The sequence below is a fragment of the Mycobacterium vicinigordonae genome (assembly GCF_013466425.1).
Classification (GTDB): Bacteria; Actinomycetota; Actinomycetes; order Mycobacteriales; family Mycobacteriaceae; genus Mycobacterium; species Mycobacterium vicinigordonae.
Genome location: NZ_CP059165.1, coordinates 3,349,444 through 3,367,418 on the forward strand (window position 1 = coordinate 3,349,444; position 17,975 = coordinate 3,367,418).

At 64.1% G+C, this 17,975-nt stretch carries 17 protein-coding genes and 1 pseudogene; 10 read left to right on the forward strand and 8 right to left on the reverse strand.

All coding sequences use genetic code 11. The features are described 5' to 3' along the window. Positions 1-68: 68 nt before the first annotated feature. Positions 69-431, reverse strand: a complete 363-nt coding sequence (locus H0P51_RS15130) for a hypothetical protein (protein WP_180913634.1) — start codon at positions 429-431, stop codon at positions 69-71. Between the two features lie 111 nt (positions 432-542). Between H0P51_RS15130 and H0P51_RS15135 the strand changes: the two genes are divergently transcribed. Beyond that, positions 543-1,838, forward strand: coding sequence for a competence/damage-inducible protein A (locus H0P51_RS15135; protein ID WP_180913635.1), 1,296 nt, complete (start codon positions 543-545; stop codon positions 1,836-1,838). A gap of 29 nt (positions 1,839-1,867) precedes the next feature. Here H0P51_RS15135 and H0P51_RS15140 read toward each other — a convergent pair whose 3' ends face one another. Continuing rightward, positions 1,868-3,124: an MFS transporter gene (locus H0P51_RS15140; RefSeq protein ID WP_180913636.1), complete on the reverse strand. Its 1,257-nt coding sequence runs from the start codon at positions 3,122-3,124 to the stop codon at positions 1,868-1,870. A gap of 67 nt (positions 3,125-3,191) precedes the next feature. Between H0P51_RS15140 and H0P51_RS15145 the strand changes: the two are divergent. The 3 genes and pseudogenes from H0P51_RS15145 to H0P51_RS15155 all read left to right on the forward strand — a co-directional run bounded on the left by H0P51_RS15145 (position 3,192) and on the right by H0P51_RS15155 (position 5,289). After that, positions 3,192-4,258, forward strand: a pseudogene (locus tag H0P51_RS15145) (amidohydrolase family protein). Between the two features lie 36 nt (positions 4,259-4,294). Next, the gene (locus H0P51_RS15150; RefSeq protein WP_180913637.1) at positions 4,295-4,681 is read left to right on the forward strand and encodes a phage holin family protein; all 387 of its coding nucleotides are present in this window, start codon (positions 4,295-4,297) and stop codon (positions 4,679-4,681) included. Between the two features lie 185 nt (positions 4,682-4,866). Then, on the forward strand, positions 4,867-5,289 hold the full coding sequence (locus H0P51_RS15155; protein ID WP_180913638.1) for an anti-sigma factor antagonist: 423 nt from the start codon (positions 4,867-4,869) through the stop codon (positions 5,287-5,289). 31 nt (positions 5,290-5,320) lie between these two features. On the opposite strand, the gene H0P51_RS15160 is transcribed toward H0P51_RS15155, so the two are convergent. The 3 genes from H0P51_RS15160 to H0P51_RS15170 form a co-directional block, all read right to left on the reverse strand. Further along, positions 5,321-5,821, reverse strand: coding sequence for an Rv1352/Rv1906c domain-containing protein (locus H0P51_RS15160; protein ID WP_180913639.1), 501 nt, complete (start codon positions 5,819-5,821; stop codon positions 5,321-5,323). Between the two features lie 68 nt (positions 5,822-5,889). Continuing rightward, positions 5,890-6,294, reverse strand: a complete 405-nt coding sequence (locus tag H0P51_RS15165; RefSeq protein WP_180913640.1) for a hypothetical protein — start codon at positions 6,292-6,294, stop codon at positions 5,890-5,892. Next, positions 6,291-7,073 carry a hypothetical protein gene (locus tag H0P51_RS15170; protein ID WP_246397976.1) on the reverse strand — a complete coding sequence of 261 codons (783 nt, stop codon included), beginning with the start codon at positions 7,071-7,073 and terminating at the stop codon, positions 6,291-6,293. Before H0P51_RS15170 ends, H0P51_RS15165 begins: the two co-directional genes overlap by 4 nt. Positions 7,074-7,503: 430 nt before the next feature. Between H0P51_RS15170 and H0P51_RS15175 the strand changes: the two genes are divergently transcribed. Continuing rightward, positions 7,504-8,175 carry a hypothetical protein gene (locus H0P51_RS15175; RefSeq protein ID WP_246397978.1) on the forward strand — a complete coding sequence of 224 codons (672 nt, stop codon included), beginning with the start codon at positions 7,504-7,506 and terminating at the stop codon, positions 8,173-8,175. 5 nt (positions 8,176-8,180) lie between these two features. Next, positions 8,181-9,626: a class I adenylate-forming enzyme family protein gene (locus H0P51_RS15180; RefSeq protein ID WP_180913642.1), complete on the forward strand. Its 1,446-nt coding sequence runs from the start codon at positions 8,181-8,183 to the stop codon at positions 9,624-9,626. Between the two features lie 18 nt (positions 9,627-9,644). On the opposite strand, the gene H0P51_RS15185 is transcribed toward H0P51_RS15180, so the two are convergent. Beyond that, entirely contained in the window at positions 9,645-10,247 is a 603-nt protein-coding gene (locus tag H0P51_RS15185; RefSeq protein WP_180913643.1) for a TetR/AcrR family transcriptional regulator, read from the reverse strand. A 61-nt stretch (positions 10,248-10,308) separates the two neighbouring features. Here H0P51_RS15185 and H0P51_RS15190 point away from each other — a divergent pair, with 61 nt between their 5' ends. After that, positions 10,309-11,880, forward strand: coding sequence for a phytoene desaturase family protein (locus H0P51_RS15190; protein ID WP_180913644.1), 1,572 nt, complete (start codon positions 10,309-10,311; stop codon positions 11,878-11,880). Here the strand turns inward: H0P51_RS15190 and H0P51_RS15195 are convergent. Then, entirely contained in the window at positions 11,877-12,317 is a 441-nt protein-coding gene (locus H0P51_RS15195; protein ID WP_180913645.1) for an SRPBCC family protein, read from the reverse strand. The two genes, H0P51_RS15190 and H0P51_RS15195, sit on opposite strands and share 4 nt — an antisense overlap. Positions 12,318-12,349: 32 nt before the next feature. After that, positions 12,350-13,354, reverse strand: a complete 1,005-nt coding sequence (locus H0P51_RS15200; protein WP_180913646.1) for a zinc-binding dehydrogenase — start codon at positions 13,352-13,354, stop codon at positions 12,350-12,352. Between the two features lie 110 nt (positions 13,355-13,464). Between H0P51_RS15200 and H0P51_RS15205 the strand changes: the two genes are divergently transcribed. The 3 genes from H0P51_RS15205 to aceA all read left to right on the forward strand — a co-directional run bounded on the left by H0P51_RS15205 (position 13,465) and on the right by aceA (position 17,927). Continuing rightward, the gene (locus tag H0P51_RS15205; protein ID WP_180913647.1) at positions 13,465-14,766 is read left to right on the forward strand and encodes an RsbRD N-terminal domain-containing protein; all 1,302 of its coding nucleotides are present in this window, start codon (positions 13,465-13,467) and stop codon (positions 14,764-14,766) included. A gap of 12 nt (positions 14,767-14,778) precedes the next feature. Continuing rightward, positions 14,779-15,489, forward strand: coding sequence for an MBL fold metallo-hydrolase (locus H0P51_RS15210; RefSeq protein WP_180913648.1), 711 nt, complete (start codon positions 14,779-14,781; stop codon positions 15,487-15,489). A 149-nt stretch (positions 15,490-15,638) separates the two neighbouring features. After that, the gene (gene aceA / locus H0P51_RS15215) at positions 15,639-17,927 is read left to right on the forward strand and encodes an isocitrate lyase ICL2 (RefSeq protein ID WP_180913649.1); all 2,289 of its coding nucleotides are present in this window, start codon (positions 15,639-15,641) and stop codon (positions 17,925-17,927) included. Positions 17,928-17,975: the final 48 nt, after the last annotated feature.

A 17,975-nucleotide genomic window follows, 5' to 3' on the forward strand; every position in this document is an offset into this window, starting at 1 on the left:
CTCGGGCCTGCGCGTAGCGTGGTGCGAGTTGACTCCCACCAGGCACAAGGAGGCCGTCCAATGACCGCTCATCGATCCGTTCCGGCGTCATGACCGACTACGAAGGCGGCGGCGCTGGCGGCCAAGGCGGCGCGGGCGGGCAAGGCGGTGCCGGCGGACGAGGCGGCGCGGGTGGAGCCGGCGGCCGCGGCGGCGACGGCGGCCGTGGAGGTCGCGGCGGAGACGGTGGACGCGGCGGCGACGGCGGCGGTGGAGGCCGCGGCGGAGACGGTGGGCGCGGCGGGGACGGCGGTCAGGGTGGTCAGCCAGGCCGGGGCGGTCCCGGCGGTGCCGGTGGATTGCCCGGCCAGCCCGGCGAACCAGGCCAACCGGGACAGCCAGGGCAACCGGGAGAGCCAGGCCAACCAGGCCGACCGGGGCAGCCCGGCCAACCAGGAGAGCCAGGTCAGCCCAGCGCCACCCGTTGAGCCCGGGCGTTCGCACCCGCCCGAACCTAGGGCGCTGCTTCGGGTTCACTCGCGACACTGCGTAGGCTCACGACGGTGAGCGCACGCGCAGGAATCGTGGTCACCGGAACCGAAGTCCTCACCGGACGTGTCCAAGATCAAAACGGCCCATGGATCGCCGATCGGCTCCTGGAGCTCGGCGTCGAGCTGGCCCACATCACTATCTGCGGGGACCGGCCCGCCGATATCGAGGCGCAGCTGCGTTTCATGGCCGGCCAGGGTGTGGACCTGATCGTCACCAGCGGCGGGCTGGGCCCGACCGCCGACGACATGACCGTCGAGGTGGTGGCCCGATTCTGCGATCGCGAGCTGGTGCTCGACGAAGAGGTCGAGGAGAAGATCGCCAATATCCTGAAAAAACTGATGGCACGCAATCCCGCGTTTCAATCCGCCTTGGACCCAGGCACTTTCGAATCTGTACGGGCCGCCAACCGCAAGCAGGCGATGGTCCCCGCCGGGGCGCAGGTGCTTGATCCAGTAGGTACCGCACCGGGCGTGGTGGTGCCCGGCAAGCCGACGGTCATAGTGCTGCCCGGCCCGCCGCGAGAGCTGCAGCCGATGTGGCACACGGCCATCGAAGCTCCCGCGGCGCAGGACGCGATCGCTGGCCGGACCGTCTATCGGCAGGAAATGCTGCGGATGTTCGGACTGCCTGAATCGGGATTAGCCGAGACCCTGCGGGAGGCCGAGACCGCCGTGCCCGGCTTTGCATCGCTGGAGATCACCACCTGCCTGCGCCGGGGCGAGGTCGAGATGGTCACCCGTTACGAGCCAGCCGCAGGCGAGGCATACGCGCAGCTCACCCAGCTGCTACGGGACAAGCACGGGCAACAGCTCTACTCCGAAGACGGTTCCAGCATTGACGATCTGGTCGCTCACCTGTTGAACGGGCGCCGCATCGCGACGGCCGAGTCCTGCACGGCCGGCTTGCTGGCTGCACGGCTCACCGACCGCCCCGGATCATCCGACTACGTGATGGGCGGCGTGGTCAGCTACTCCAATCAGGCCAAGGCCGAACTACTGGGTGTCGACCCGGCGCTAATCGAAGAACAGGGCGCCGTCTCCGAACCGGTCGCACGGGCGATGGCCGCCGGCGCCCTGAAGCGCTTCGGCGCCGACACCGCGGTGGCCATCACCGGGATCGCCGGGCCAGGCGGGGGGACACCCGAAAAGCCAGTCGGCACAGTCTGTTTCACGGTTATGTTGGCTGACGGTCGCGCCGACACCCGGACCATAAGGCTGCCCGGGAACCGTTCCGACGTACGGGAACGCTCCACCACCGTCGCCATGCACATGCTGCTGCGTGCGCTAAGTGGGGATGCGGCGGGATAGCCCAGCCAAACGCCGGGCGTCATGTCGCGTCACTCAGTTGGCAGGAAGGAACTTTCGGCGCTGCCGAACCTGATCCCGGTGGCGTCCTTGCCGACGAACGTCAGTAACGCCACCATCGTCAACACCGGCACGATGGTCGCCGCCAGTGCGAACGGGTAGCCGTGGGTCGCGGCCAGGTGTTCCTGAATCGGTAAGTTGAACGCCGCCAACAAGTTTCCCAATTGATACGTCACACCCGGGTACAGACCGCGGATCGCGTCGGGCGACATCTCCGTGAGGTGCGCTGGAATCACACCCCACGCCCCCTGCACGAACAGCTGCATCAGAAACGAACCCAGGCACAGCATCGCCGCAGTTCGTGAATAGGCGAACAGCGGTACGATCGGCAGCGCTAAGACCGCACAGAACACAATGGTGTAGCGGCGCCCGAATCGTTGCGACAGGGTGCCGAAGATCAGCCCGCCGATGATGGCGCCGACGTTGTAGCCAACCACGATCCAGCGTGCGGTGGTGCTGGTCAGCCCGGCGCCGCCATCGGTGGCCGCGTTCAAGAAGGTGGGGTAGACGTCCTGGGTGCCGTGACTCATCCAGTTGAACGCGGTCATCAACAGCACCAGGTAGAAGAAACGCCGAATAACCTTGGCCTCGCGCAACACATCGCGCACCCGCGTTTTGGTGAGCCGCATCCGGTCCTGTGCGGCCTCCCACACCTCGGATTCCTCGACGCGATACCGGATGATAAGGCTGACCAGCGCCGGGATGATGCTCAACGCAAACAGCCATCGCCACGACAATCCGAAGAGGTCCATCACCACCAGAGACGCAAGGGTGGCCAGCAGGTAACCGAACGAATAACCCTCCTGCAGCAACCCAGAGAAAAATCCCCGCCGCTGCGGCGGCACCTTCTCCATGGCTAGCGCGGCGCCCAAACCCCACTCACCACCCATGCCGATGCCGTAGAGCAGGCGCAGAATCACCAGCACCGTGAAGTTGGGAGCGAACGCGCACAGAAATCCGACAATTGAGTAGAACGCCACGTCGACCATCAACGGAAGCCGCCGGCCCACCCGGTCTGCCCACAACCCGAACAGCAGCGCCCCGACCGGACGCATTACCAGCGTGGCGGTGGTGACGAATGCGACCTCGGTCTTGCTGCGATGAAACGTCTGGGCAATATCCTGATAGACCAGTACGACGATGAAGTAGTCGAAGGCGTCCATCGTCCAACCCAGGAACGCCGCGATGAACGAGTTTCGTTGGTCACTGGTCAGCCGCTGTCGTGTCACGACGTGAATCGTGCCGGACACTCCGCACTACCGCGAATTCGACGCACCGCGAGTATGTTGCCGATATATGCGGATCGTCGACGCCGATGGACACGTTGCCGAGAACCCGACCCTGGCGGCTGAAGCGCTGCGGCGCTGGCCTGATCATGTGAAAGTCAGCGCCGGTGAGCGGCCACGGCTGGTGATCGAAGGCCGCAACTATCCCGAAGACCAAGGTCCTGGCGCAGGTTGCCCGGTCGAGCACGGCATCACTGACGCCCCGACCTGCATTGCACAACCGCCGCCGGGATGCTCGACGACGCCGACCGCGATTACCTCGACACGATGGTGCTCTATCCCAGCCTCGGCCTGTGCGTGCCCACGCTCGAGGATCCAGAGTTCGCGGCGGGCTTCGCGCGCCTCTACAACCAGTGGATCGCGGACTTCTGCGCACCGACGGAGGGCCGGCTGTGGGGTGTGGCGGCGACACCGATCGAACATGGGCAGGTCGCCATCGACGTCATGGCCGAGGCCAAAGACCTCGGGCTGGTCGCCACCCACCTGCCCCCGGCGCTGCGGACGCGCAATCTCGACCACCCCGACCTCGACCCGTTCTACGCCGCCGCGGTCGAACTGGATATGCCGCTGGGAATCCATGGTGCCCCCGGGATGCACCTGCCGAAGATCGGCGTGGACCGGTTCAGCAACTACATCCAGGTGCATTGTGTGAGCTTCCCGTTCGACCAGATGACGGCGATGACCGCGATAGTGTCCGGCGGTGTATTCGATCGCCATCCCGGGTTGCGGGTCGCTTTTCTGGAGGCGGGCGTCGGCTGGGTTCCGTTCTTCATGGATCGGTTGCACGAGCACTACGAGAAGCGTGGTGGGTGGATCGAGCGGGGTTGGCGACGCGACCCGAACGAGTATCTGAGCGCTGGCAACATCTGGGTGACCTGCGAACCGGAAGAGCCGATCCTGCCTGGGGTGATCGACGTGCTCGGCGACGACTTCATCATGTTCGCCAGCGACTACCCGCACTGGGACGGGGAATGGCCGGAGAGCACCAAGCATTTGCGCACCCGGCCCGATATCAGCGAACGGTCTAGAGAAAAGATCGGCGGACTCAACGCGCTCCGCTTCTACACGCTGACTTGAACCGCGCCGGACCGCTGAGAATGGCATTATCAGCGCATGGCGCCTTTTCTGCTGCGCGCGGCTCTGACCGGTGTCGCGCTATGGGTGGTGACTCTTTTCGTTCGCGGGATCAACTTCGTCGGCGGTGGTTCGACTTTGCAGCGGATCGGGATAATCTTCTTCGTCGCAGTGATTTTCGGTTTGGTCAACGCGATCATCAAGCCGATCGTGCAGATCTTGTCCATCCCGATGTACATCCTGACGCTGGGACTGTTCCACATCGTCATCAACGCCTTCATGCTGTGGATTACGGCACGGATCACCGAGCACACGACGTGGGGGCTGCAGATCGACCACTTCTGGTGGACGGCCATCTGGGCGGCGATCCTGCTGTCCGTGGTCAGTTGGTTTCTGTCCCTGCTGACGCGGCGCGCAACTCGATAGTCCGGCCCGGAAATTCGGTCTTACGCCTAGGCTGCCTCGCCTGTTAGACATATGCTGATTAAGCCCGTAATCACGAAACCCCTCGCCGAAACCGGCAGGCACTTACGCTGTCTCTCGGCAGGACGAGACCTGGCTGCCTCCGGACCGAGGTCGGCCCTAACCAAGACGACGGGACATTGCGAACGATGAAGACTGTCGCGATCGGATCTTCTCCTGCTCCGGCGGGCACGCGGCTCAATTCGCAGATCAATGATCCGAACGGCACGTTGACGGCGGTCACCGAGTGCACTGGTTCGGCCGTTGTCGTTCATGTCAGCGGCGATATCGACGCCAGCAACGAGACGATCTGGCAGCGCCTGGTGAACAGGAGTGCGGCCATCGCAATCGCCCCGGGACCGTTCGTCATCGACATTCGCGAACTCGACTTCCTCGGCTCGTGCGCCTACGCGGTGCTGGCCCAGGAGGCGGTGCGCTGCCGGCGGCGCGGTGTGAACCTACGGCTCGTCACCAGTCAGCCAATCGTGGCGCGCACCATTGCTGCGTGTGGGCTTCGCCGCCTGCTGCCGATGTACACCACGGTCGAGACCGCGCTAGCCCCGCCGGCCTAGCGCACGCGAGCGCTTCTTGACGCTGCCCGGGTCAGTTGGGCGGACGCGGACCGTTGGGTGCCAGCAACCCGTTGAGTATGCCGAGCGTTCCCTGCACCTGCGCGGTAGGCGCTTCAGGTGGCGGCGCATCGGTTGTCGGCTGCCACGGTTGGCAACCATTGGTCTTGAATGCCTTGTCGGTGGGCTCGATCTGCACCACCTGCGGCTTCTTGGTCATGGCATTGTCGATGAGTGCGCCGTCCGGGTTGGCGGTTCGCTTCCAGTAACAGGTGCCGCTGCCGACCGGCCCCGCCGAGCTGTAGACACCGGGAACAATGTCTTTGCCGACCAGATACGTCCCGTCGTGGTCGATCGTCGTCTTCGGCGCTCCCGCCGCTGCCGGAGCTCCCGCTGGCGCAGGTCCCGGCGGTGCAGGGGAGGGCGACGGCTCCGGGTCGGCGGAGGCGACACCCGCGGTGGCGGCCCAACCGGCGGTGAGCAGCACCGCGACGCCGAGGCGCACAGCACAACGCGCTGTTTCCTTAGAACCCATAACTAAAAAGAGTACCTCCCTGCGCAATTTGTTCCGAATCTCCGGCGTGACTGGTCACGGGGACGAGTTCAGTTCTCTTGGCTCGCCCGCTCGCGGACCAGCAGTGCACGGGCGTAGCCAAAGCAGAACGTCGTCCCGATGATCAGTGACGGTGCGAGCGTCTGGGCGATGTGCGGCGTGCCGTTTACCACGTGCCCCGCCGTCAGGACCGCCGCGGCCAACGACGATGCACCGAGCGAGGACAACCAGAAGCCCCGAGCTGGGGTACGCGCCCAGTAAAACAGACGCATGAGCAGTAGCTGCAGTAATAGGGAAGCGATAACGCTCGACGACATCTGCGTTACCGCCGCGCGCAGCGCTGCCGTAGTCCCGGCGCCGTGATTGACGAATGCTGCCCAACTCCCGTACAACGCCCCGATTCCCACGGCGAGCAGCAGCGGTCGCCCGCCGAGAGCCGCGCGACCTGCGATCATCGCTGCAGAAGCAGTCGAATCTGGCGATGGATGCCCCCCGCGATAGTCGCCATGTTGAGCGGTATCCACACCAGCAGCGCCTCCCCGTCGGTGTAATTGGGGTTTCGCTCGCGGTAGAACTGCACGTTGGGATGGCCGTCCAGCCGACGCATCCGGGAGACGTCATGCGGAACTGCGTCCGAGCGCACGATCCAGGGGTCGTCATTGACCGGGATGTAGTCGCGACCCGCGCTGAACTTGCGCACCAACGCTTCGACATCGGGTGGGGTTGACCGGGTTGGGCTTGGATAGACGCGCGGCATGGTACGCGCGAATAGGTGGTAAGCAACCGGCGACGACGTGCGAGCCAGGTAGCCCAATGCCACACCCGGGTGACGAAGTTTGAATCGGAGCGCTTCGCGCAGACCGTAGCGCATGCCCGGAACGCCACAGTCGCGATACTCCGGGCGAAAGAAGCCGCCCCCGGAAAACGCCGCGAAGGTTGTGCCCCGGTGCTCGACACACTGGATTCCGATGAAGGCAAAGCCCGCGATCTCGCCGGCGATTCCGTAATAGAGCGCCAAATGCAGGTTGCCGCTCCCCAACAGATGGTGTTCGAATTGTTCGCGGGTGTGACCGTACATGGTGGCGCGGTAGACGTCGTAGATGCCGTCGAATATCTCGGACAACCGCGCCCCGGACAGCGAGTCGGACTCGAAAAATTCGTGTCCGGTGATTCGCGGCGTGTCTATTGTGCGCTTTTTTCGGCCTGTTCGAGAGCGCAAAGACATCGTCGCCATGACAACTCCTCGCCGTTCCTGTGCTACTGCGCGTTTGATGTCGACAACGACACCCGATCCCGCGAATAAGCTAACAAAGGAGTAACAAACAATCGAGGAAACGGGATTCTAGAATCGCTTTTCAAATCTGACCGCCACTTTATCGAATTGCGAATGCACCCCTATACAAACCGGCATCTTGAAATTGCATATTCACCCGTGATTCACGCGCCTGCGCCGGCTGTCGCGTCAGCAGGACCGCCTCCACAACACCCGGCGGTGCTGCTGCTGTCCGAGCGCTCAGCCAACCGTATATTGACGTAGGCGTAGATCGCAGTTTGGAGAGGACCGGGCTGTCCGGTTAACGTCCAGGCAAACCTGAAACGAAGGCGTTCGGGCGGCCGCGCCGCGGGAGGTTGTGCCATTGCTGTTCATGCACGAAGTGCACACAGTGCGGGGACGCGCTGAGGACGAATTCGAAGCTGCGTTCCGTGATGGCTGGATGCCTATGCTCGCCGCCGGCGAAGAAGCCCGGCTGCTGTGGTACACCAACCAGGCGCAGGGCAGCGGACCCGCGTACACCGTCATCACCGTGACCGCAGTGCGCGACGGGGCAGCGTGGGAGCGGTTGACCAAGCGCGTGCAGCAAGGCGATCTGCGGGACTGGATGCATCACACTGACGAACTTCGCCACAGCGTCGACGCCAAGCTTATGGTGCCGCTCACCTGGTCACCCATGCAGGAGGTGTCTTTCGACGAAGTCCCCGTCGACGGACGTGAACACGACGTCAGCCTGTACATGGAAGACACCATGTGGCCTTACGAGGACAAATTCGACGAGTACATCGTGCGGTGCGGCGAGGTATACGCGCGCAGTCTCGAGCAGCCGTCGTCCATGCTCAACATGCACGCATCGTTCCAACCCGCCCTGGGTAGTCACCTGCGCCGCGAGGTGATCCTGATGCAACGAATCAGCCGGCCGGAGGCGTTGCTCGACTTGTTGCGCACCCATGTCCCGGCCGAATACCGCACCCCCGGCACCTGGTTGCACGACGCACTGGACCTGCGCGATCAATGGATCAGCAGGCTGCTGCGAACGTCTACCTGGTCACCGCTTTACTGAAGATCATGAACCTCGGCACGATCATCGACGCCGCCGCGACGCACGATCCGCAGCGCACCGCCCTGATCATCGACGGACATTTCGTCAGCTACGGAGAACTTGGCGGGGCTGTCCGCACGTGTGCCGCCGGTTTGGCCGCGCACGGCGTGGTGTCCGGCGACCGGGTCGCCGTCATCGACACCGCCAGCCCGCTGGCTATCGCATCGCTGCTGGGTGCGGCGCGTCTGGGTGCAACCGCCACGCTGATGAATCCCGCCCTCACCCCGCACGAGCTACGCGCGTTGCTCGACAACGCGGGTTGCGTTGACGCAGCGGTGGCCGGGCAGGCCTACGCGGACCGGGTCCGCGCGGCGAGGGTAGCCACGGTGTTGACCGACGCGCAGCTGCTCGGCAATCAGCGTTACGAATCCGCCGTGCCCGCCGATCACACCGACTCTCTTCCCGCGATGGTCTTGTTCACCAGCGGCACGACGGGACTGCCCAAGACGGTCGAGATCGGTCGCCGCCAGCTCGCCGCGCGGCTGGACAGAACGTCACAACCGTTCTCTCCAGACAGGCCGCCCGTCGCGGTGATGATGTGCGTCCCGTACTTTCACGTCGGCGGTTCCCTCGGGCTGCTGGCCAGCCTGTACTCCGGTAACACCTTGGTGGTGCAGCGGCGATTCGACGCCGGCGAGTGGTTGCGGCTGGTAGCTGAGTACCGGGTGACCGGCATGTTCCTGGTGCCGACGATGCTGCACCGGATTCTGGAACACCCCGAGTTCGCCGACACTGACCTGTCCTCGCTGGCCGCCATCACTTATGGTGCGGCTGCCGCACCAATCACGTTGATGCGCAAGGCAATCGCTGCGTTGCCGCACGTAGGGTTCACCAACGTCTTCGGCCAGACCGAAACCTTGGGCACCTATGCCCAATTGCTGCCCGAGGATCACTACGATCCGGCGCGCGCGGGTTCGGTGGGCCGGCCCCTGCCCGGCGTTCAGGTACGGGTGGTCGACCCTGATACCGGTGCAGACGTCGTTGCGGGGGAGGTCGGCGAACTGTGGGTCAACAGCCCGCTCAACACCGCCGGAGGATGGCTACGCACCGGCGACCTGGGCCGACAAGACCCCGACGGCTACCTCTATCCGAGCGGTAGGCTGCGCGACACGATCAACCGCGGCGGTGAGAAATTCGGCCCGATCGAGGTGGAGGAGGCGTTGCGGTCCCACCCGGCGGTGCGTGACGTCGCGGTAGCTGGAGTCCCTGACGAGGAACTGGGACAGCGGGTGGGAGTGGCAGCGGTGACTCGGGCGCCGTTGACGCTGGAGGATCTGCGGTCGCATTGTCGGCAGGCGATCGCGTACTTCAAGTTGCCCGAACGGCTCGCAATCGTCGACAACATCCCCTACAGCGCTACGGGCAAGATCAACCGCAGCCTGCTTGCCGCACTGATCGCCGAACGCTGCTGAGCCCTCTCGGCGCCGGCGTTAACTCAGTGGCGCCAGTCCCGAACGCACCAGCTCCAGGCTGGTGGCCACGAGTTCACCCAGATCGTCCGCGCACCCGTTTCGTCCCCAATTCTCTACTGCCACAACCAAGGCAGCGGCGATCACCGAACCCGCAACGTCTGCCGCCAGGCCGGCGGCCTCGGGGCGCCGGTCGCGAACGAAGTCGCCGAGCACCGTGGCGAACGACGACTGCACCACCCGCAGGTGTGCGGCGACGCGCTCGGCACTGATCAGTTCAGCACGAGCTGTGGCAGCCTGCCGGACCACCTCGAGGTCGTGCGGGAACGTGGCGACTGCGCCCAGCACCGCCTCGAACAGTGACTCGCCGGGCGGCCGCTGGGCGAGCGCGTCGGCCAGCCAATCCAGCTGGGTCTCGTAGTCCTGGAACAGGACGGCTTCCTTGGTCGGGAAATGCCGGAAGAAGGTCCGCTCGGTGACGCCCGCCTCACGCGCCAATTCCGTCACGGTCACATTGCCGAATCCCTTGTGGGCAAAGCATTTTAGCGCTGCCTGACGCAGTGCCTCGTGGGTCGATCGGCGACGAAGTTCGTGACCATTCGTCGAATCAGTCAGTACTGACATCTTTTGATTATGTCAGTACTGACATATTCTTGTCACGGACTCACCGGAGGAGGCCAACACCATGACTGACTACGACGTGATCGTTGTCGGGGCCGGACACAACGGACTGACTGCGGCAACCATTCTGCAGCGCGCCGGACTGCGCACGGTGTGCCTGGAGGCCAACACCTATGCCGGCGGCATGGCGGCCACGGTCGAGCTGATCGACGGATTTCGTTACGAAATAGCGGGTTCCGTGCAGTTCCCGACCGCGAGCCAGATCACCAAGGACCTCGGCCTGGACACACTGCCCACGGTCGAACCTGAGGTGATGTCGACCAACATCGGCGAGAACGGCGAAGAGGCCATGGTCTTCTACCGCGATCCCGTGCAATTGATGACGCACCTGGGGGACAAGCACGGCTCTGCTGCCGTAACCGGCATGGCTGAACTGATCGGCTGGAGCCTAGGGCCAGCAAAAGCATTGGGGCGCTTCGATGTTCGCACCCCACCCAAGACCTTCGACGAGATGTACGCATGCGCGGCCAACGACGCCGAGCGCCGTGCGATTCACGAGATACTGTTCGGTTCGGCGATGGACGTGATCGACCGCTATCTACCCGATCGCGACCGTCACGCCGTGATCCGCGGGATGTTGGCGTTTCTGGCGGTCAACTCCACCTACCGCGGACCCTACACCCCAGGCAGCGCCACTTGCCTGGCCTTCGCCCTGGCGGTGCCCGACAACAGCACCGCGATGATGACCAAGCTCAAGGGCGGCATCGGTGCCCTCACCGAGCATCTGCGCGAACTCTTCGTCTCCCACGGGGGTGAGATGCGGTTCCGCGCCAAGGTCGAGCAGATCCTCGTCGAGCATGATGCGGTGACTGGGGTACGACTGCGTGACGGATCAACCCTCACCGCGCCGATCGTGGTGTCCAACCTGTCGCCGGATCTCACCCTGACCGGGCTGATCGCCGCCGAACACGTTCCCGCCGAACTCATCTCACGGTTTTCCGGACGCGATCACCGAGCCTCGTTCGTGCAGATGCACTTCGCGCTGGACGGACTACCGGAGTTTTCACCGCCCTACGAGCTGCTGAACGAACCGGGAATGCAGATGTCGATCGGCATTTTCGGTTCACCCGAAGAGCAGCAACGACAATGGGAGAACTGCCGCCGTGGCATCGTCCCCGACAACCCGTCGATGGGTATGCAGATCCCCTCGGTGCACGACCCCGGCCTGGCGCCACCAGGCAAGCACGCCGCCAGCGCCTATGCATACGCTTTCCCGGTGGAAGCTAGCCGCGACCGACACGGCCACTTGAAAAACGAGATGGCCCAGCGTGTTATCGAAAAGATCAGCAGCTACGCACCCAACTTCAAGGACATCGTGCTGCGTCACATCACTTTCGCCCCGTACCACATGAATACCATGTTCGCGGCGCCGGCCGGCGACTTCTGCCACGGTCTGCTACACCCGGACCTGATGGGCCCCAACCGCCCAGGGCCCAAGGGATTTCTCGACTTTCCCATCCCCATCGAAGGCCTCTACCTCGGCGGTGCGGGATGTCATGGCGGACCGGGCATCACCTTCACGCCGGGCTACAACGCCGCCTATCAAGCACTCGACGACATCGCCGCGCGGGCTTAGCCGCTTTTGGTCTGCAGCACCCGCTTGCGCAGGCCGTCGGTGGCGGTCTCCATGAGACCTTTGGCTCCCCTCTTGATCAGGAAACCGGGGACGGGCACGCCGAGGTCGACGGTGAGCTCGAAGTGCACGCGGGTGGAATCACCTTCCCGTGTCAAGGTATAGCGTGCGTTCTGACCGCGCTGCTGCTTGGCGCTGACCAGCGTCCAACTGATGCCGTCATCATGAATCGAGTACTGGAGCACCTGCTCGTCCGTGACGCCGACGACTTTGACCACCTGCCGGGACTTTGTCGGATGTCCCTGTTCGTCTCGCTCGAGGATTTCGATCTTGCGATGCGCCGGCGACCACTCCGGCAGGGACTCCAGGTCGAACAGGACACCCAAGATCTCTTCCGGCGTCGCATCAATGACCACTTCTCTGGACTCGGTGACAGCCATGCACGCTACCTTGCCATGAATTGGGCTTGATTTTAGGGCACCAGCACGACCTTTCCGATGTTCTCCCGCGCCGCAAGGATCCGATGCGCTTCGGGTGCTTGCGAAAATGGAATCGCCGCGTGCACGATCGGCGCGACGATGCCGTCGTCGAGCGCTTTTCGCAGCGGGGTTATCCAGCGTTCCAGGGTGCCGCGGTCGTCCCACAACTTCAACATGTTCAGCCCGATCACCGTCTTGGATTCGGACAGTTGATCCATCAGGTTAAAACCGCGCAGCATCGCCAACGCCTGTGGCGCCACTCGGCGAAGCGACCGCGTCTCGCCCTCCTGCAGGTTCGAAATACCGTAACCGACAACACGACCGCCGGGCCGCAGCATACGGTAGGACCGTCGCAGGGATGTGCCGCCCAGCGCATCGAGGACCAAATCGTAAGGCGGTAGACCCTTCCACCAGTTGTCACGTCGATAGTCGATCGCGCGGTCAACCCCCAGCTCGGCCAGCGTCTGGTGCTTGCCGGGCGAGGCGGTGCCGTGAATCTCGGCCCCGGCGGCCTTGGCGAACTGAATCGCCGCAATACCCACCCCGCCGCCCGCGGCGTGAATCAGCACCCGCTCGCCGGTGCTAAGCGATCCGTAGCCATGTAGCCCTGCCCAGGCGGTTGCATAGTTGACCGGTACAGCGGCACCCTGTTCAAAGCTGACCGACTCCGGCAGCCGCACGGAGTCCGCTTCGGCGACGTTGACGATCTCGGCATAGCCACCGAATCGTGTTCCGGCCAAGACTCTTTCGCCGATGTGTCCGGAATCCACGCCGGCGCCGACGTCCACCACCGTGCCGGCGACTTCATAGCCGACCACGGCGGGCAGCCTGGGCGCGTCCGGATACAGGCCGACGCGGGCGAGGTGGTCGGCGAAGTTGACACCGGACGCCTTCACCTCGATGCGCAGCTGGCCGGGAGCGGGCGGCGGCGGATCGGGACGTTGCTGCACCTGCAGAACCGACGGGTCGCCGTGTTTGGTGATGACCACTGCGCGCATTGCGTTCCTCCCTGGTATTTATCTCGTCATACACGGTCCTCATCACGGCACGACGACAGCCTGCCTGGTTCCGTGTCCATCGGCGGCTGCCGGCATCTAACGTTCCGGGTGTGACTGCTGTGTACGACTCCTACGACATCGGCACCCCAGGCTGCGTCGTCATGATTGTGACCCGGCTGCAGAAGCAGACGGAAGAGATCAGCACGACGATGCGGAAAGCACTCGAAGAGCAGATCCCCGAACTGGGCGCAGACGCGCGGATGAGCGAGATGCTGGCGGCGGGGATCCAGGCCAACATCGAGACGATCTTCGACGCCCTGCTGCGCAACATCCCAGTCGCAGGATTGTCCGCGCCGCCGGCAGCGTTGGATTACGCGCGGCGGGCCGCACAGCACGATCTGCCCGTTACTGTTCTAATCCGTGGCTATCGACTCGGCCAGCGGAATATGACCCAGCGGGTGTTCGCCGAACTGCAGGCACTCGACATCCAAACCAACACCAAGGTCGCGGTCATCGAGGCGATCACCACGAAAGTGTTGGAATACGTCGACCGGGTGTCACAGCTGGTAGTCGCCGAATACGAAGCTGAACGATCTCACTGGTTGGAGAATCAGGACAGCATTCGCGCGATGCGAGTACGCGACGTGCTCATCGACAGCGCTGACGTTGACAGCGAGAAGGCGTCTGCCACAATCGATTACCCGCTTCACGAGCGGCACCTGGCGCTCATCGGTTGGTATCCTGAACGGGCGGCCCCTGCTGACGCGTTGTCCCGGATCCAGCGCTTCATCCGAGTCCTCGCCAGCACCGTGGACACCTCTTCCAACCCCCTTTTTGCGGTCGCCGACCACACCAGCGCCTGGATTTGGCTGCCGTTCCGGTCGGCGCCGAGTCGCGTCGTCGCCGATATTCGCGCCTTCGCGCGCGGTCGGGCAGATTCGCCGCACATGGCACTGGGTGCGGTGGGGACCGGGGTCGCGGGATTTCGGCGCTCTCATCGTCAGGCGCAGCGGGTGCGGGCGGCGGTGTTGGCGCGCGGTTGGGAACAACCCTCGGCGCAACCCATTCCGGATCGGACGATCGCCGCAGCCACCGATCCAGACATGGTGGCCGCGGCCCTGCTGGGCACGGGTGCCGCCGAGATTCGCGGCTGGGTGGCTGACGTGCTGGGCGCCTTGGCTTCGGATACCGCCGACGACGCTCGGCTACGGGAGGCCCTGCGGGTATTCCTGCAGAGCGGCTCGCTACACGAGGTCGCCGCCCGCGAACTCAATGTCACGTTCACTGCCCTGAAGAGCCATCTAGAGCGGGCCGTGGCACGGCGCGGTCGGCCGATCGATGACCGGCTCGATGTTGAGCTGGCGCTGTTCACCTGCCATAGGTATGGCCCAACTGTACTGCGCCCAACCTGAGTCCAAGCGACCGTGCACTACGACTGGGAACAGCTGACCACCACGGTGCATCGTTGCCGCTTGCCCTTCTGCGATGTCACTGTCGGGCTGGTGCGGGGACACAACGGCAGCTTGCTGGTGGACTCCGGTACCACGCTGGAAGAGGCCACGTTCCTCAACGCGGACATCGATGAGCTCGGCGGCGCTCCGGTGACCGACGTTGTGCTGACCCACCAGCACTTCGATCACGTCCTTGGGTCGTCGGTGTTCGCCGACGCTGAAATCCACTGCGCGCCAGAAGTTGTTGACTATATGCGGGCGGGTGCTGCGCTGCTGAGGGCCGATGCCCTTACTCATGGTGCCGACCCGATACAGATTGACCGCGCACTCCAGGCGCTTCGCCTCCCGCGGCAGGGAATCCGCCACGGTGTCGTCGATCTCGGTGACCGCACGGTCAGCATCGGCTACCTAGGCGCGGGCCACACGGCCTCGGACCTGGTCGTACTGGTGCCCGCACGCGGCAGCGACCCGGCGGTGGTGTTCACCGGGGACCTCGTCGAGGAATCCGGCGACCCCGAAATCGATGCCGATTCCGACGTGACGGCCTGGCCGCAAACGCTCGATCGTCTTCTGAAGATCGGGGGACCGGAGGCTATCTACGTTCCAGGACACGGACGCGTGGTCGACGCGGCATTCATTCGCGGTCAGCAAGATTGGTTACGGTTTCACGGCGCCGGTCAATGATTCTGGCGAAACGATGTTGACCGCCGTGGCGCACGCTAGGCAGGCCCCGGACCCCTCCGCGATGACCTCATCCGGTGACCCAGCTCACTATCCGGGGGCATAGACTCACTGGCGTCAGGGGAATCAGGGCTGAGGAGGAGCGAAAGGCCATGGCGATCGCCGAAACGGACAATGCGGTCCATTCACAGTTCGAACAAGAGGTTGCCGCCACCGAGCGGTACTTCGCCAGCTCGCGATTCGACGGAATCACGCGCCTCTATACCGCGCGACAGGTTGTCGAGCAGCGCGGCACCATTTCCGTCGATTACACCGTGGCACGTGAGGCAGCGACCGCCTTCTATCCACGCTTGCGTGAACTCTTTGCCGAGAAGAAGAGCATCACCACCTTCGGCCCGTATTCGCCGGGGCAAGCCGTGAGCATGAAACGGATGGGCATCGAGGCGATCTATCTGGGCGGTTGGGCGACCTCGGCCAAAGGGTCCATCACCGAAGACCCTGGACCAGATCTCGCCAGCTACCCGCTGAGCCAAGTGCCCGATGACGCCGCGGTTCTGGTCCGCGCCCTGCTCACTGCGGATCGCAATCAGGAGTACCTCCGCCTGCAGATGAACGAAAAGCAGCGCGCCGCAGCTACCGTTTATGACTTTCGGCCCTTCATCATCGCCGACGCCGACACCGGCCACGGAGGAGACCCACACGTGCGCAACCTGATTCGGCGTTTCGTCGAGGTAGGTGTGCCGGGCTACCACATCGAGGACCAGCGCCCGGGGACCAAGAAATGTGGTCACCAGGGCGGCAAGGTTCTGGTGCCGTCCGATGAGCAGATCAAGCGACTCAACACCGCCCGCTTCCAACTCGACATCATGAACGTGCCCGGCATCATCGTTGCGCGTACCGACGCCGAGGCGGCAAACCTCATCGACAGCCGCGGCGACGAACGCGACCAGCCTTTCCTACTCGGCGCCACCAACCTGAACATCCCGTCCTACAAAGGATGCTTCTTGGCCATGGTCCGGCGCTTCTATGACCTGGGGCTCGAGGACATCAACGGCCACCTGCTCTATGCGCTCAGCGCCGGTGAATACGCGGCGGCTGACGCGTGGCTGGAACGCCACGGCATCCACGGGCTGATCTCAGACGCGGTCACCTCGTGGAAATCGGAAGCTGCGGAATCGGTTGACGACCTGTTCGACCATGTCGAATCGAAGTTCGTGGCGGCGTGGGAGGAAGACGCCGGCGTGATGACCTACGGCGAGGCGGTGGCCGAGGTGCTGCAGTTCGGCGAAAGCGAAGGCGAACCGAGCACCATGAGCCCCGACGAGTGGCGTGAGTTCGCCGCGACCGCGTCCCTGTACTCGGCCCGGGCAAAGGCCAAAGAGCTTGGTGCCGAAGCTAGCTGGGATTGCGAGCTGACCAAGACGCCGGAGGGCTACTACCAGATCCGCGGCGGGATCCCCTATGCAATCGCCAAGTCGTTGGCCGCGGCACCATTCGCCGACATTCTCTGGATGGAGACCAAGACCGCAGACTTGGCCGACGCCAAGCAGTTCGCCGACGCGATCCACGCCAAGTTCCCCGACCAGATGCTGGCCTACAACCTCTCGCCGTCGTTCAACTGGGACACCACCGGCATGAGCGACGACGAGATGAAGCAGTTCCCGGCGGAACTCGGCAAGATGGGCTTCGTCTTCAACTTCATCACCTACGGCGGACACCAAATCGACGGTGTCGCCGCCGAAGAGTTCGCCACCAACCTCAGGCAGGACGGGATGCTGGCGCTGGCCCGGCTGCAGCGCAAGATGCGTTTGGTCGAGTCGCCGTATCGGACCCCGCAGACTCTGGTCGGCGGACCGCGCAGCGATGCGGCGCTGGCCGCCTCCTCGGGCCGCACCGCCACCACAAAGTCGATGGGCAAGGGCTCTACGCAGCATCAGCATCTGGTGCAGACCGAGGTGCCCAAGAAGCTGCTCGAGGAATGGCTGGGGCTGTGGAGTGACCACTACCAGCTCGGTGAGAAACTGCGTGTCACCTTGCGCCCCCGCCGGGCCGGCAGCGATGTGCTCGAACTCGGTATCTACGGCGAAGGCGAAGACCAGCTAGCTAACGTCGTCGTCGACCCCATCAAGGACCGACACGGCCGCAGCATTCTGCAGGTTCGCGATCAAAACACCTTCGCCGAGAAGCTTCGGCAAAAGCGGCTGATGACGTTGATCCATCTGTGGCTGGTGCATCGGTTCAAGGCCGACGCGGTGTACTACGTCACGCCGACCGAGGACAACCAGTATCAGACCGAGAAGATGAAGTCGCACGGCATCTTCAGCGAGGTTTACCAGGAGGTCGGCGAGATCATCGTCGCTGAGGTCAACAAGCCTCGTATCGAGGAGCTGTTGAAGCCTGACCAAGAAGCGCTGCGGAAATTGATCCTCAAACAGGACTGATTGCCGAAACCTAGCCCCGTCAAACGTAATTCGCGCCCGTCCCGAGGA

Excerpts from the sequence above, each read along its gene's own strand:
- H0P51_RS15150 (WP_180913637.1), top strand. The coding sequence starts at position 4,295 with ATGGCGCCTTTTCTGCTGCGCGCGGCTCTGACCGGTGTCGCGCTATGG.
- H0P51_RS15155 (WP_180913638.1), top strand. The coding sequence starts at position 4,867 with ATGAAGACTGTCGCGATCGGATCTTCTCCTGCTCCGGCGGGCACGCGG.
- H0P51_RS15160 (WP_180913639.1), bottom strand. The coding sequence starts at position 5,821 with ATGGGTTCTAAGGAAACAGCGCGTTGTGCTGTGCGCCTCGGCGTCGCG.
- H0P51_RS15165 (WP_180913640.1), bottom strand. The coding sequence starts at position 6,294 with ATGATCGCAGGTCGCGCGGCTCTCGGCGGGCGACCGCTGCTGCTCGCC.
- H0P51_RS15170 (WP_246397976.1), bottom strand. The coding sequence starts at position 7,073 with ATGGCGACGATGTCTTTGCGCTCTCGAACAGGCCGAAAAAAGCGCACA.
- H0P51_RS15180 (WP_180913642.1), top strand. The coding sequence starts at position 8,181 with ATGAACCTCGGCACGATCATCGACGCCGCCGCGACGCACGATCCGCAG.
- H0P51_RS15185 (WP_180913643.1), bottom strand. The coding sequence starts at position 10,247 with ATGTCAGTACTGACTGATTCGACGAATGGTCACGAACTTCGTCGCCGA.
- H0P51_RS15190 (WP_180913644.1), top strand. The coding sequence starts at position 10,309 with ATGACTGACTACGACGTGATCGTTGTCGGGGCCGGACACAACGGACTG.
- H0P51_RS15195 (WP_180913645.1), bottom strand. The coding sequence starts at position 12,317 with ATGGCTGTCACCGAGTCCAGAGAAGTGGTCATTGATGCGACGCCGGAA.
- H0P51_RS15200 (WP_180913646.1), bottom strand. The coding sequence starts at position 13,354 with ATGCGCGCAGTGGTCATCACCAAACACGGCGACCCGTCGGTTCTGCAG.
- aceA (WP_180913649.1), top strand. The coding sequence starts at position 15,639 with ATGGCGATCGCCGAAACGGACAATGCGGTCCATTCACAGTTCGAACAA.